This window comes from Auraticoccus monumenti, assembly GCF_900101785.1.
Lineage (GTDB): Bacteria > Actinomycetota > Actinomycetes > Propionibacteriales > Propionibacteriaceae > Auraticoccus > Auraticoccus monumenti.
The window spans coordinates 3,474,553-3,487,740 of record NZ_LT629688.1 but is presented as its reverse complement, the minus strand read 5'-3'; the positions used below and the strand labels follow the sequence as shown (position 1 = coordinate 3,487,740).

The following is a 13,188-nucleotide window of genomic DNA, read 5'->3' as shown; positions in this document are numbered from 1 at the left end:
GCGTCCGGGGGCACCACTAGCATGGCTGTCGTGCCAGCCGAGGAGTCCGCGCTGCCCGTCGGCTACCCGGCCGAGTGGGAGGCCGACGTGGTGCTCTCCGACGGGGGCACCGCCCGGCTGCGCCCGATCCGCCCCGACGACGGCCGGCTGCTCACCGACTTCTACGCCCGCGTCTCGGAGGAGTCGAAGTTCCTCCGCTTCTTCGCCCCCTACCCGGTGCTCAGCCCGCGCGACGTGCGCCGCTTCACCCACGTCGACTACGTCAACCGGGCCGCGCTCATCCTCACCGTCCGCGACCAGATGATCGCGGTCGGGCGCTTCGACCGCCTCGAGAACGACGAGGCCGAGGTGGCCTTCCTGGTCGAGGACTCCCAGCAGGGCCGTGGGGTCGGGCCGCTGCTGCTGGAGCACCTGGCCGAGGCGGCCCGCGAGCGCGGCATCACCCGCTTCACCGCCGAGGTGCTGCCCCAGAACCGGGCCATGGTGCGGGTCTTCACCGACGCCGGCTACCGGGTCAGCCGCCAGTTCGAGGACGGCGTGGTGATGGTGGACTTCCCGATCCTGCCCACCGACACCTCGGTGGGGGTGATGGAGCGCCGCGAGCACCGGGCCGAGGGCAACTCCATCCGGCGGCTGCTGACGCCCGAGCGCACCGTGCTGCTCGGCCCGGCCGGTCGGCTGCAGCCGTTCGCGGACTCCCTCACCAGGTCCGGGTTCACCGGGGAGCTGGTGGCGGTGAGCACCGACGAGCAGCCGGTGCACGGGGTGACCACGGTCGCCTCGATCGGCGAGGTCGAGGACCCGGTCGACCTCGCGGTGGTGGCGGTGCCGGAGACCGAGCTCGGCGGGGTGGTGATCGACGTCGCCCACCACGGCGCCAAGGGGATGCTGGTGCTCAGCGGCAGCCGCGGCAACGACTCCAGCGGCACGGTGGTCGGGCTGGCCCGGGCCTACGGGCTGCGCGCCCTCGGACCGGACACCCTCGGGCTGGTCAACACCGACGACGCCCACCGGCTCAACGCCACCCCCGCGCCGATGCCCCGTACCGGCCGGGTGGGGCTGTTCTGCCAGTCCGCGGCCGTCGGGGTGGTGCTGCTCTCGGCGGCGCTGGAGCACAACGTCGGCATCTCCAGCTTCCTCTCCACCGGTGCCTACTCCGACGTCACCGGCAACGACGTGATGCAGTTCTGGGAGGACGACGAGCGCACCTCGGTCTGCCTGCTGTCGCTGGACAAGATCGGCAACCCGCGCAAGTTCACCCGGATCGTGCGCCGGCTGTCCCGGCGCAAGCCGGTGGTGGTGTTCTCCCCGAGCCGCTCGCTGCGACCGGCCGGCGACGTCGCCCTGCCCGAGACGAGCACGCACCCGGTGGCCTCCCCACAGGCGGTGGACTCGTTGTTCCGCCAGTCCGGCGTGATCGTGTGCGAGCGCCGGGACGCGATGTACGACGTGGCCAAGCTGCTCAGCCGCCAGCCGCTGCCGGCCGGCCCCCGGGTGCGGGTGATCACCAACGACGCCACCCTGGCCGCCCAGGCCACCGCCGCCGCCGCCCGGCTGGGGCTGACCCCGCAGGAGCCGGTGGCCCTGCCCACCGACGTGGACGCCGCCACCATCGCCGCGGAGGCCGCGCGGGCCCTGGACGACCCGACCACCGACTCGGTGCTCTGCGTGGTGGTGGCCGTGGTGGACACGCTGGCCAGCGAGGCCCACCACCGTCTCTCCGCGCTGGCCGACACCACGGTGAAGCCGCTGGTGGGGGTCTTCGTCGACTTCGCCCGGGTGGCCCGGCGCGCGGCCGGACCCGACGGCCCCGGCCAGCTGCCCACCTACCGCAGCTACGGCGACGCGCTCACCGCCCTCAACGCCGTCTCCGCCTACGCCCACTGGCGGGCCCGGGACCCCGGTGCGGTGCCGATGCTGGAGCTGGAGGTCGACGATGCCCGGCGGATCGTGCACGACGTCCTCACCGACAGCCCCGAGGGCCGGACCCTGACCGACGACGAGTCCACCGCCCTGCTGCGGGCCTTCGGCATCCGCTCGGTCCCGCGCTACCGGGTGCGGACCCTGCCCGAGGCGGTCGCGGTGGCCGAGCGGCTCGGCTGGGACGTGGTCCTGAAGGCCACCTCCGTGTCGGTGCGCGGGCGCCCGGACCTGGCCAGCGTCCACCGGCACCTCGACGACGCCGAGGAGCTGGCCGAGGCGTGGGCCGACCTGGGCCGGCTGGTCAGCGAGCTGGAGCTGGGCACCATGGACGACCAGCACCTGGCCGAGCCGGTGATCCAGGCGATGATGCCGGCCGGGGTGGCGCTGGCCGTCCGCTCGCTCGAGGACCCCGACTACGGGCCGGTGATCTCCCTCGGTCTGGCCGGGATCCCCTCGGACATGCTGGGGGACGTGGTGCACCGGGTGCCGCCGCTGACCGACGCCGACGCCGCGGCGATGGTCCGCTCGCTCAAGGCCGCGCCGCTGCTGTTCGGTCTGGGCCGCAGCCGCGGGGTGGACGTCAACCGGGTGGAGGAGCTGCTGCACCGGGTGGCCGAGATGGCCGACCAGCTGCCCCAGCTCAACGAGGTGGTGCTCACCCCGTGCCTGGCCTCGGTCCGCGACGTGGCCGTGCTCGGCGCCCGCATCTCGGTGCTCCCGACCCGTGAGGTGCGCGACCCACAGGTGCGTGCGCTCTGAGCCGTCACGACCCGTCGGGCGTGCGAGGATGGCCGGCATGAGCACCAGCACGACCCTGGCCGCGGAGCTGTCGGACGAGATCGCGGCCAGCGGCTACTTCCCGGCCCTGATCGCCGACGCGGTGGCCGACGGGGTCGGTGGGGAGCAGATCGAGGCCTACTGCCTGCACCTCGAGCCGACCTTCACCCACGACCAGATCCACCGCCACCTCACGGTGCTGGTGCTGACGCCGACGCGCCTGGTGCTGGTGCACACCGACGAGGCCCCCGCCCACCCCGACCAGCCGGCCGACTCCGGCCCGGCCGCGGACCAGGGCCAGCAGGCCATCCTCTCCATCGAGTCCATCAGCCTCTCCGGGCTGACCGCGGTGGCCCTGACCAAGGTGGTGGCCGACCCGGCCGGCTGGCGGCCCGGCTCGGAGCGACCGGCCGGTGGGGTCACCGAGGCCTGGCTCAACGTCGGCTGGGGGACCGTCCGCCGGATCGAGCTCGAGCCGGCCGGCTGCGAGGACCCGCAGTGCACCGCCGAGCACGGCCTGACCGGCACCCTGTCCAGCGAGGACCTGACGCTGCGGGCCAGCGTGGCCGCCGACGGCGCGCCCCAGATCGAGCGGCTGGTCTCCTTCGCCACCGCCCTGCAGCGGGCCAGCGGCGTGGTGGGCGCCTCGCGGGGCGGTCGCTGAGGGTGCCCGCGCTGCCCGAGATGGTGCTGCCGGCGCACGGACGACGCAGCCTCGCCGACCTGCTGCCCGCCCTGGCCGGGCGGCTGGGCGTCGACCTCGGTCCCGGACGGGCGCTGGAGACCGACGAGACCGGTCTGCCCGAGGGCCAGCGCTGGGTGGTGATGCTGGTGGACGGCCTGGGCTGGGACCTGCTGCGCTCGGTGGCCCACGACGTCCCCTACCTGCACTCGCTGCTCCCCGGCGGCCGCTCGATCACCGCCGGCGTGCCCAGCACCACGGTGACCAGCCTCACCTCCCTGGGCACCGGGCTGGCCCCGGGCTGCCACGGGATGGCCGGCTACAGCTTCCGCGTCCCGCACACCGACGAGGTGCTCAACGCCCTGGTCTGGGACTCCGCGGTCACCCCGCGGGAGATGCAGCCCCGACCGACGGTCTTCGAGACGCTGCGGACCGGTGAGGACGGCCGCGGCGGCACCCGCCCGGTGACCGTCTCCAGCGTGGCCCCCTCCCGGTTCCGCGGCAGCGGGCTCACCTTCGCCGCGCTCCGCGGGCCGGAGTTCTTCGGCCTGGACGACGAGCGCGACGAGGACCGCCGGATCGAGCTCATCACCCAGCGCGCGGTCGCCGGTGAGCGCACCCTGGTCTACGGCTACGAGCGCGAGCTGGACCACACCGGGCACGTCCACGGCAGCCGGTCCTCCCAGTGGCTGCGCCACCTGATCCGCATCGACGCCCTCTGCGCCCGGCTCCGCGCCGCCCTGCCCGACGACGTCCGGCTGGTGATCACCGGCGACCACGGCATGGTCGACGTGGCCTGGGTCGACCAGCTGGTGGTCGAGGACGAGCCCGACCTGATGGCGGGGGTGCACCTGATGGCCGGGGAGGGCCGGCTCCGCCAGCTCTACACCGGGGTGGCCCCGGCCGCGGAGGTCGCCGCCCGGTGGCGGGACCGGCTGGGGGACCAGGCCTGGGTCCGCACCCGCGACGAGGCCTTCGACGAGGGCTGGTTCGGCGGCGGGGACGACCGGGTCCGGCTCCGGTTCGGCGACGTGCTGGTGGCCATGCGCGGCGGGGGAGCGGTGATGACCCGCAGCCAGGACCGCGAGCTCAGCCTGGTGGGCATGCACGGCTCGCTCACCCCGGCCGAGATGCTGGTGCCGCTGCTGGTGGACTGACCCGCCGCCACCCCCGCCCGCCGCGACCCCTGGAGCCCCCGACCCGTGCCCGAGCTGATCTTCTTCACCGGACCGATGGACTGCGGCAAGTCCACCCTGGCCCTGCAGATGGACCACACCCACACCCTGGGCGGACGCCGCGGGGCGCTGTTCACCAGCCACGACCGGGCCGGTGCGGCCACCATCTCCTCCCGGCTCGGGCTGGAGCAGCCGGCCACCGAGGTCACCGGTGACCTGGACTTCTGGACCTGGGTGGTGGGCCGGCTGACGTCGGGGCACCGGGTGGACTACCTGGTCTGCGACGAGGCCCAGTTCTACAGCCCGGCCCAGGTCGACCAGCTGGCCCGGGTGGTCGACGACCTGCAGCTTGACGTCTTCGCCTTCGGCATCCTCAGCGACTTCCAGACCCGGCTGTTCCCGGGCTCGGCCCGGCTGGTCGAGCTCTGCGACCGGATGGAGACCCTGCAGGTCCGGCCGCTGTGCTGGTGCGGTGAGGAGGCCACCCACAACGCGCGCATCTCCGGCGGCCGGATGGTCACCGAGGGCTCGCAGGTGGCCGTGGGGGACACCCGCGTCGAGCAGGAGGCCGCCGGCGGGCCCGCGCCCGAGGTCACCTACGAGGTGCTCTGCCGTCGCCACCACCGGCGCCGGATGACCGCGGCGACCGCGCTCGCGGCCCGCCACCCCGACCCGCTGCCCTTCGAGGAGGAACGATGAGCCGACGCTGGATGATCACGGTCACCGAGCTGGTCGAGCAGCTCGACCAGCCGGGGGCCGACCGCCCGCTGGTGCTGGACGCCCGCTACGACCTGATGGGCCCCGACGGAGCCGGCGCGTTCGCCGAGGGCCACGTCCCCGGGGCCCGCTGGGTCGACGTGGAGGACGGGCTGAGCGCGACCGGCGAGCGGGCCCGCGGCGGCGGTGGCCGCCACCCGCTGCCCCGCCCGGAGGTCTTCGAGCAGGCGGTGCGCCGGGTCGGCCTGGACCGCGGCCGCCCGGTCGTCGCGATGGACGGCGGCCACCTGCTCGGGGCGGCCCGGCTCTGGTGGCTGCTGCGCGACGCCGGCCACGACGCGGTGCGGGTGCTCGACGGCGGGTTCGCGGCCTGGCGGGACGCCGGTCTGCCGGTGGAGACCGGACCCGGCACGCCACCCGCTCCCGGGGACTTCGTCGCCGGCCCGCCCCGGCTGCCGGTGGTGGACGCCGAGGGGGTGGCCGGGGCGCTGGCCGGCGGCGTGCAGGTGGTCGACGTCCGCGCCGCGCCCCGCTACCGCGGCGAGCAGGAGCCGATCGACCCGGTGGCCGGCCACGTCCCCGGTGCGGTGAACCTGCCCTCGAGCCGGCTGCTCGGCGAGGACGGGCGGCTGCTGCCCGCCGGACCCCTGCACGAGGTGGTCGCGGACGTCGCCCCCGGCGCGGTGCTGTACTGCGGCTCGGGGCTGACGGCCTCCCAGGCGGTGCTGGCGCTGGCCGAGACCGGCCGCGAGGACGGCGTCCTGTACGCCGGCTCCTGGAGCGACTGGATCAGCGACCCCACCCGTCCGGTGGCCCGCGGGCACTGAGCCGGAGGTCGACCGGACCCTCCGGTGGCCCGCGGGGAGCGAGGTGCGGGCCTGCCGGCGCGGGTCAGCGCTTGGGGGAGCCGAAGACGATCTCGTCCCAGCTGGGGACGCTGGCGCGCTTGCGCCGTCCCGGCTTCCTCGCCGGGGGCTCGGGGCTCCGCGGCTCGGTGCCGTCGTCCAGCAGCGAGGGCTGCTCGATGTCGTCCCCGCCCTGCCCCGCCTCACCGGACGGCGCGTCCTGCACCGTGGTGGTGGCGGCCACGTCCGGCGGTCGCTGGTCCTCCAGCGGCTCCGTGCGCTCGTCGGACCCGCCGTCGGTCACCGGCTGGTCGGCCGGGGTGGCGCCCTCGGGTCCGGGCGCGTCCGACCCCTCGCCGGCTCCCTGGTCCTCGGCGTCGGGTCGCCGACGCCGCAGCCGGCGCCGCTCGGCCCGGCTGGTCGGCTCGGCCGGGGCCGGCTCGTCCACCGGGGGGTCGGAGAGCCCGGGGTAGATGGTGACGGAGTCCTCGTGCAGGCCGCCGAGCATCTCGTAGAGCACGTCGAGGTCGGACTGGTCGTCGGGAATGATGTCGTACGGGTCGTCCTCGGCCGGTGCGGCCGGGGACGGTGCTGCCGGGGACGGAGCCGCCGGCGAGGGCGCGGCCGGGGTGCCGGGTGTGGGGCCGCTCGCCGCGGGGCGGGGGGAGACCGGCGGGGCCAGCCGGGGCAGGCGTCCGGAGTCGTGCCGGGGGGCCCCGGGGCGCCAGATCGGGCCGGAGTCCTCGCGGGCCTCGTCGACCTCGGTCAGGAACCCCGGCTCGCTCAGCGGACGCCCCTGGGACAGCGCTCGGACCAGGGCCAGCGAGTCCTCCAGGTCCTCGGTCGGCTCGCCGTCCGGGTCGGGGGTGGAGGTGCGGCGGGCGGTGGTCAGCTCGGCCAGCAGCCAGCGGGCGTCGTCGTTGTCGGCGGTGGTGAAGCGGGCCTTGAGGTCGAAGCGGAACAGACCACGCCGCGCGGGAGCATCCTCACCGGCCTCGGTGAGGGTGGCCGAGAGCCGCCACTGCCGGTCCTCCTCGCGCCAGGCGTCCCACTGCAGGTCCTGGGTGCTGCGGCCGTGCTTGACCAGCTGCTCGGTGACGACCTCGCGCAGGCTGCGTCCGACCAGCGGCTCGCCGCGACGGCGCACCGAGGAGGCCAGGGCCAGCGCGGCGACGTGGGTGCGCTCGGCCAGCACCGGCGCCGCGAAGGCCTGGATGCGTGCGAGGTCGACGCCGGCCTCCTCAGCCACCTGCTCGGCGGAGGCCCCGCCGCGGATCCGGTCCTGGATCTCACGTGGTCTCAGTTCGCTCTCCATCAGCATCTCCACTTGCGCCAGCCCGGGGCGGTCGCGCCGGAGCACGGCCCGCAGCCGGTCGTCGACCGCGACGGCCAGTTCCTCACCCGACTCGGTGACCACGACCAGCGCCCCGCCGTCCGGGGTCATCCCCCGGGACCGCGCCGTGCGCACCGATCGCCCTGCCCCCACTCCGGATCATCTGGCGCTCAACCTACCCCGCCGGGTCGAGGACGTCGGGGACGTGCGGGCGGTCGGCCCGCTGTGTCCGGACGGGCGCGGGGAGCGAGGGAGCCGTTCGGACCCGTCTGGCAGGATCCTGAGCATGTCCGCACGCCCCGACCCGCGAGCCCTCGCCCCCTACGACGCGCTGCTGCTGGTGTCCTTCGGTGGGCCCGAGGCGCCGGAGGAGGTGATGCCGTTCCTGCGCCAGGTCACCGGCGGCCGGGGCATCCCCGACGAGCGGCTGGCCGAGGTCGGCGAGCACTACTTCCTCTTCGGGGGCCGCAGCCCGATCAACGACCAGTGCCGTGACCTGCTGGCCGCGCTGCGCGGCGAGCTGGCCGGCCGCGGGCTGGACGTCCCCGTCTACTGGGGGAACCGGAACACCGCCCCCTGGCTGGGCGACACGATGGCCGAGATCGCCGCCGACGGCCACCGCCGGGTGCTGGCCGTCACCACCAGCGCCTACCCCTCCTACTCCTCCTGCCGCCAGTACCGGGAGAACCTCTTCGACGCGTGGTCGGGGGTGCGGGACGCCGGCACGGAGCTGCAGGTGGACCGGGTCCGCCACTACGCCCAGCACCCGGGGTTCGTCGACGCCAACCTGGCCGCCGTCCGCGAGGCCGTGGCCCGGGTCGACGACGAGGTGCCGCACCTGCTCTTCGTCACCCACTCCATCCCCACCGCGATGGCCGACAGCGCCGGGCCGCCGCCGCGCAGCAGCACCGGCTCCTACGTCGACTGGCACCGGTCGGTGGCCCGGGAGATCGCCTGGCAGCTGCGCCAGGAGAGCGGGGACGAGCACCCCTTCGAGCTGGTCTACTGCTCCCGCTCCGGCCCGCCCAGCCAGCCGTGGCTGGAGCCCGACGTCAACGACCGGCTCGAGGAGCTGGCCGCCGAGGGCGTCCGCAGCGTGGTGCTGGCCCCGATCGGTTTCGTCTCCGACCACATGGAGGTCATCTTCGACCTCGACACCGAGGCGCGGGAGACGGCGGACCGGCTGGGGATGCGGATGGAGCGCGCCGCCACCGCCGGCGTGCACCCGGCCTTCGTCGCCGGTCTGGTGGACCTGGCCCTGGAGCGGGCCAGCGTCGCCCGGGCCGAACCCGCTGCGCCGAGCGTCGTCGAGGGGGGCAGCCCCGGGCTGGTCGCCTGCCCGGCCGACTGCTGCCCCAACCTCCGCGAGCCGGGCCGCCCCACGCTCTGCGGTGCCCCGGCCAGCGCCTGAGCGACACCACCACGAGCACCTGCGCGAAGGACCCCGACCGCCACGCGGCGAGCCGTCCCGAAGGGGAACAACTCGGGTCTGTCGGTAGTTCGTCCCGTGTGATATGCATGCCCCCGCGTGCTCCTGTGTCACAGGGGCCGGGACACGACCCTGGAAGGAACGATGGCGACTGACTACGACGCCCCTCGCAAGACCGACGAGGAGATCAGCGAGGACAGCATCGAGGCGCTGAAGACTCGCCGCAACGACAAGAACTCGGGCAAGGTCGACGAGGACGAGGTGGAGGCGGCGGAGTCCTTCGAGCTCCCCGGTGCCGACCTCTCCCACGAGGAGCTGACGGTCCGGGTGCTGCCCAAGCAGTCCGACGAGTTCACCTGTGCCGGGTGCTTCCTGGTGCGCCACCGCAGCCAGATCGCCGAGCACCGCGGCAACGACGAGTACTGCTACGACTGCGCCGGCTGACCGGGCGCGACGGCGTCGAGGACGCCGGCTGACCACCTCACGGGTGCGGACCTCCGGGTCCGCACCCGTCGTGCGTCCCGGGCCGTGAGGCTCCCTGCCTGACCGGTCGACGGGTCCGGCAGGCCTCGGGAGCGGCGCCCGGACAACGGAACGCGGCTGTAACACCTGACTCTTCCCGCGCGTCATGTGGCGGTGTAATGTCACAGATCACTCAAGGAGGTCTGATGACACCACCCACGCCCGGAACGGCGACGACGCTGCCCGTGGTGGCCGCCCGCGGGGTCCGCGGTCGCGGCGTCGGCGGGCCCGCGGTCCGCCTGCACCCCGAGGGGGAGCTCGGACGCTGGCAGCGGCTGAACCGGGAGGCCACCGTCCCGCACGCGGTCACCCAGCTCGGTCTGGCCGGGAACCTGGAGAACTTCCGGCGGCTGCCCGACGGTGACGCCGAGGGCTACCGAGGGCGCTACCCGTTCCTCGACACCGACCTGTACAAGACGCTGGAGGGGGTCGCGGTCGTCCTGGCCGAGGCGCCGACGCCGGAGCTCACCGCCTTCTGGGAGGAGTCCCTGGCCGCGATCACGGCGGCGCAGCGACCCGACGGCTACCTCAACACCTGGTACCAGGCCCCCGACGTCCCCGCCGAGCCGTGGAGCGACCTCTCCTGGGGCCACGAGCTCTACGACCTCGGTCACCTGGTCCAGGCCGCGGTGGCCGCGCGGCGCCGGCTGGGCGACGACCGGCTGCTGGGCGTGGCCCGCCGCTTCGCCGACCTCGCCGTCCAGCGGTACGGCCCCGCCGGCGAACCCGGCTACTGCGGCCACCCCGAGGTGGAGATGGCTCTGGTCGAGCTGTACCGCGAGACCGGCGTCGAGGACTACCTGGAGCTCGCCCGCCTCTTCGTGGACCGCCGCGGCGAGGGTCGCCTGGTCCACCGGATCTTCTCCGCGGAGTACTTCCAGGACGCCGTCCCGCTCCGCGAGCTGGACTCGGTGACCGGCCACGCCGTGCGGATGGTCTACCTCGGCGCCGGTGCCACCGACGTGGCGCTGGAGACCGGGGACGCCGACCTGCTCGCCGCCCTCGAGCGGCTCTGGGACGACATGGTGGCCAGCAAGCTCTACCTCACCGGTGGGCTGGGGTCGCGGCACAGCGACGAGGCGATCGGCGACCGCTTCGAGCTCCCGTCCGAGCGCGGCTACAACGAGACCTGCGCCGCCATCGGCACCATGCAGTGGGGCTGGCGGCTGTTCCTGGCCACCGGTCGCGCCGACGTGCTCGACGTGGTGGAGCGGGTGCTCTACAACGCCTACGCCGTGGGCACCTCCGCCGAGGGCACCGCCTTCTTCTACGACAACCCCCTCCAGCGCCGCCCGGACCACGTCCAGCGCAGCGGTGCGGAGATCGGTGGTGACCTGCTGCGGCGCCCCTGGTTCGGCTGCCCCTGCTGCCCGCCGAACGTGGTCCGCTGGAACGCCGAGCTGGGGGACCACCTGGCCGTGCTCGACGAGGACTCCCTCACCCTGGCCCTGCTCACCAGCGCCTCGCTGGACACCGCGCTGCTCGACCTCGACGTGCGCACCGACTACCCGTGGGACGCCCACCTCACCGTCACCGTCCGCCGCGCGGTCGACCGCCCGGTGGCCCTGGTGCTCAGGGTCCCCGCCTGGACCGAGCTGACCGAGGTCCGGGTCGGTGGTGAGGTCGTGCCCGCCGAGGTGGTCGACGGCTGGTTGCGGCTGGAGCGGGTCTGGGCCGCCGGTGACGGGGTCGAGGTCGCGCTCCGCCAGCCCACCCGCCTGGTCCGCGCCGACCCCCGGGTGGACGCCCTGCGCGGCTCCCGGGCCGTGGTGCGCGGTGCGGTCGTCCACTGCGTCGAGCAGGTCGACAGCGACGCCGACGTCGAGGACCTGGTGCTCGGCCCCGGGTCCGCGGCGGGGATCCGTCCCGGTCCCGACCACGCCGTCGTCGTCCCGGTCTCGGTGCGCCGCACCACCCCCGGCCGCCTCTACCGCGACGAGGACGAGCCGGCCGACCCCGTCCACCCCCACCACGGCGTCGTGTTCGTCCCCTACGCCACCTGGGGCAACCGGGAGCCGGGCGCCATGCGCGTCTGGCTGCCCGACGCCTGACCACCACACCGGCCCGACCAAGGAGAAGCACCATGAGACGACCCCTGCTGGCCGCGGCGGCCCTCGCCGTCGCCGCCACCCTCACCGCCTGCGGCGGAGGTGGTGGTGGTGGGACCGGACCCGACCCCGCCTCCGGTTCCGCCTCCCTCACCGACGAGCCCGCCCAGGGCGGCACCGTGCAGGTGCTGCTGAACGCCGACTACTCCTACCTCGACCCCGCTCGCGGCTTCGACGGCGGCGTCAACAACTTCTACCGCCTGGTGTACCGGACGCTGACCACCTCCGCACCGGGGAACGCCGAGGACAACACCGCGATGGTGCCGGACCTGGCCACCGACCTGGGCACCGTGTCCGAGGACGGCCTGACCTGGACCTTCACCCTCAAGGACGGCGTCAAGTTCGACGACGGCACCCCGATCACCTCCCAGGCGGTCAAGCACGGCATCTCCCGGGCCTGGGACCCCGAGCTGGGGATCGGCTCGCCGTACGCCAAGCAGACCATCGACGCGCCCGAGGACTACCAGGGCCCCTACCGCTCCGGTGACCTCGAGACCATCGAGACCCCCGACGACACGACGATCGTCTTCCACCTCAAGGCGCCCTTCCCCGACTTCCCGGCGGTGGTGGGCCAGGTCAACACCACGCCCTTCCCCGAGGGCACCGGCGAGGGCGACGAGTTCCTCACCGACATCATCGCCTCCGGGCCCTACGACCTGTCGGCGTACCAGCCCGGCCAGTCGCTGACCCTGGTGCGCAACGAGTCCTGGGACCCGGCCACCGACGAGGTGCGCACGGCCAGGCCCGACGGCTGGCAGTTCACCATCGGGCTCGACGTGGCCACCATCGACGAGCGGCTGCTGGCCGGTCAGGGCGCGGACGCCAACGCCATCGGCGGCGCCGTCCAGCCCTCCACCGTGGCCCGGCTGCAGACCCCGCAGGTCGCCGAGCGGGTCTTCAAGCCCCAGGGCGTCTGCACCACCTACATGGGGCTGAACACCACCAAGGAGCACCTGGACGACGTCCGCGTCCGCCAGGCGATCAACCTGGCCGTGGACAAGACCGCGGTCCAGAACGCCTCCGGCGGCAACCAGCTGGCCACCGTGGCCACCACGATCCTGCCGCCCAGCGTCGCCGGTCACCAGGACTTCGACCTCTACCCGCGCGACCTGGACGCCGCCCGGGCGCTGCTCGCCGAGGCCGGGGTGCCCGACGGCTTCCCGCTCGAGCTCGACATCCGGGCCCAGCCGAAGATGCAGGCCCAGGGCGAGGCCGTCCAGCAGGCCCTCGGTGAGATCGGCATCGACGTCGAGCTCAATGTGATCGACACCTCCACCTACTACGAGACCATCGGCACGACCTCGCAGCAGAACGACGCGGCGATCACCGGCTGGTGCCCGGACTGGGCCTCCTCGGCCTCGACCTTCATCCCGCCGCTGTTCTACGGCGACAACATCGCCGAGAAGGGCAACTCCAACCTGGCCCAGATCGACGACGACGAGATCGACGCCGCGATCGAGGAGACCCAGCAGATCACCGACCCCGAGCAGGCCAACCAGGCCTGGGGCGAGCTGGACGAGCTGGTGATGAGCAAGGCCCCGGTCGTGCCCCTGGTCGTGGAGGCCGGCGTCACCGTGGTCGGGGAGAACGTCACCGGTCTGTTCGCCTCACCCGGGGCGGCCACCGGCGGCATCGACTACGTGCTGGTGGGCCTGCGCGACCCCGAGGTCGGCTGAG

At 74.3% G+C, this 13,188-nt stretch carries 10 protein-coding genes; 9 read left to right on the top strand and 1 reads right to left on the bottom strand.

The window, feature by feature from the left end:
• Window positions 1-30: 30 nt before the first annotated feature.
• Genes BLT52_RS16195 through BLT52_RS16175 form a run of 5 tightly spaced genes read left to right on the top strand, consistent with a single transcriptional unit; the run spans window position 31 to window position 6,101 of the window.
• Entirely contained in the window at window positions 31-2,682 is a 2,652-nt protein-coding gene (locus BLT52_RS16195) for a GNAT family N-acetyltransferase (RefSeq protein WP_172804067.1), read from the top strand.
• 37 nt (window positions 2,683-2,719) lie between these two features.
• On the top strand, window positions 2,720-3,364 hold the full coding sequence (locus tag BLT52_RS16190; protein ID WP_090594975.1) for a DUF5998 family protein: 645 nt from the start codon (window positions 2,720-2,722) through the stop codon (window positions 3,362-3,364).
• Window positions 3,365-3,366: 2 nt separating this feature from the next.
• Entirely contained in the window at window positions 3,367-4,539 is a 1,173-nt protein-coding gene (locus BLT52_RS16185) for an alkaline phosphatase family protein (RefSeq protein ID WP_231946356.1), read from the top strand.
• A gap of 45 nt (window positions 4,540-4,584) precedes the next feature.
• Window positions 4,585-5,256: a thymidine kinase gene (locus BLT52_RS16180; RefSeq protein ID WP_090594974.1), complete on the top strand. Its 672-nt coding sequence runs from the start codon at window positions 4,585-4,587 to the stop codon at window positions 5,254-5,256.
• Window positions 5,253-6,101 carry a sulfurtransferase gene (locus BLT52_RS16175; RefSeq protein WP_197679081.1) on the top strand — a complete coding sequence of 283 codons (849 nt, stop codon included), beginning with the start codon at window positions 5,253-5,255 and terminating at the stop codon, window positions 6,099-6,101. Before BLT52_RS16180 ends, BLT52_RS16175 begins: the two co-directional genes overlap by 4 nt.
• Window positions 6,102-6,165: 64 nt before the next feature.
• Here the strand turns inward: BLT52_RS16175 and sepH are convergent, their stop codons facing one another.
• Entirely contained in the window at window positions 6,166-7,587 is a 1,422-nt protein-coding gene (gene sepH, locus BLT52_RS16170; RefSeq protein WP_157677185.1) for a septation protein SepH, read from the bottom strand.
• Between the two features lie 151 nt (window positions 7,588-7,738).
• Here sepH and BLT52_RS16165 point away from each other — a divergent pair, with 151 nt between their 5' ends.
• The 4 genes from BLT52_RS16165 (at window position 7,739) to BLT52_RS16150 (ending at window position 13,187) form a co-directional block, all read left to right on the top strand.
• The gene (locus BLT52_RS16165) at window positions 7,739-8,863 is read left to right on the top strand and encodes a ferrochelatase (protein WP_090594971.1); all 1,125 of its coding nucleotides are present in this window, start codon (window positions 7,739-7,741) and stop codon (window positions 8,861-8,863) included.
• A gap of 162 nt (window positions 8,864-9,025) precedes the next feature.
• Window positions 9,026-9,325, top strand: a complete 300-nt coding sequence (locus BLT52_RS16160) for a DUF4193 domain-containing protein (protein WP_090594969.1) — start codon at window positions 9,026-9,028, stop codon at window positions 9,323-9,325.
• Window positions 9,326-9,549: 224 nt separating this feature from the next.
• On the top strand, window positions 9,550-11,454 hold the full coding sequence (locus BLT52_RS16155) for a glycoside hydrolase family 127 protein (RefSeq protein WP_090594968.1): 1,905 nt from the start codon (window positions 9,550-9,552) through the stop codon (window positions 11,452-11,454).
• A 32-nt stretch (window positions 11,455-11,486) separates the two neighbouring features.
• Complete coding sequence (locus BLT52_RS16150; protein WP_090594966.1) at window positions 11,487-13,187, top strand: ABC transporter substrate-binding protein; 1,701 nt, start codon at window positions 11,487-11,489, stop codon at window positions 13,185-13,187.
• Window position 13,188: the final 1 nt, after the last annotated feature.

What these genes read in the sequence shown, in the direction of transcription:
- BLT52_RS16150 (WP_090594966.1), top strand. Translation starts at nt 11,487, where the DNA reads ATGAGACGACCCCTGCTGGCCGCGGCGGCCCTCGCCGTCGCCGCCACC.
- BLT52_RS16165 (WP_090594971.1), top strand. Translation starts at nt 7,739, where the DNA reads ATGTCCGCACGCCCCGACCCGCGAGCCCTCGCCCCCTACGACGCGCTG.
- BLT52_RS16175 (WP_197679081.1), top strand. Translation starts at nt 5,253, where the DNA reads ATGAGCCGACGCTGGATGATCACGGTCACCGAGCTGGTCGAGCAGCTC.
- BLT52_RS16160 (WP_090594969.1), top strand. Translation starts at nt 9,026, where the DNA reads ATGGCGACTGACTACGACGCCCCTCGCAAGACCGACGAGGAGATCAGC.
- BLT52_RS16190 (WP_090594975.1), top strand. Translation starts at nt 2,720, where the DNA reads ATGAGCACCAGCACGACCCTGGCCGCGGAGCTGTCGGACGAGATCGCG.
- BLT52_RS16155 (WP_090594968.1), top strand. Translation starts at nt 9,550, where the DNA reads ATGACACCACCCACGCCCGGAACGGCGACGACGCTGCCCGTGGTGGCC.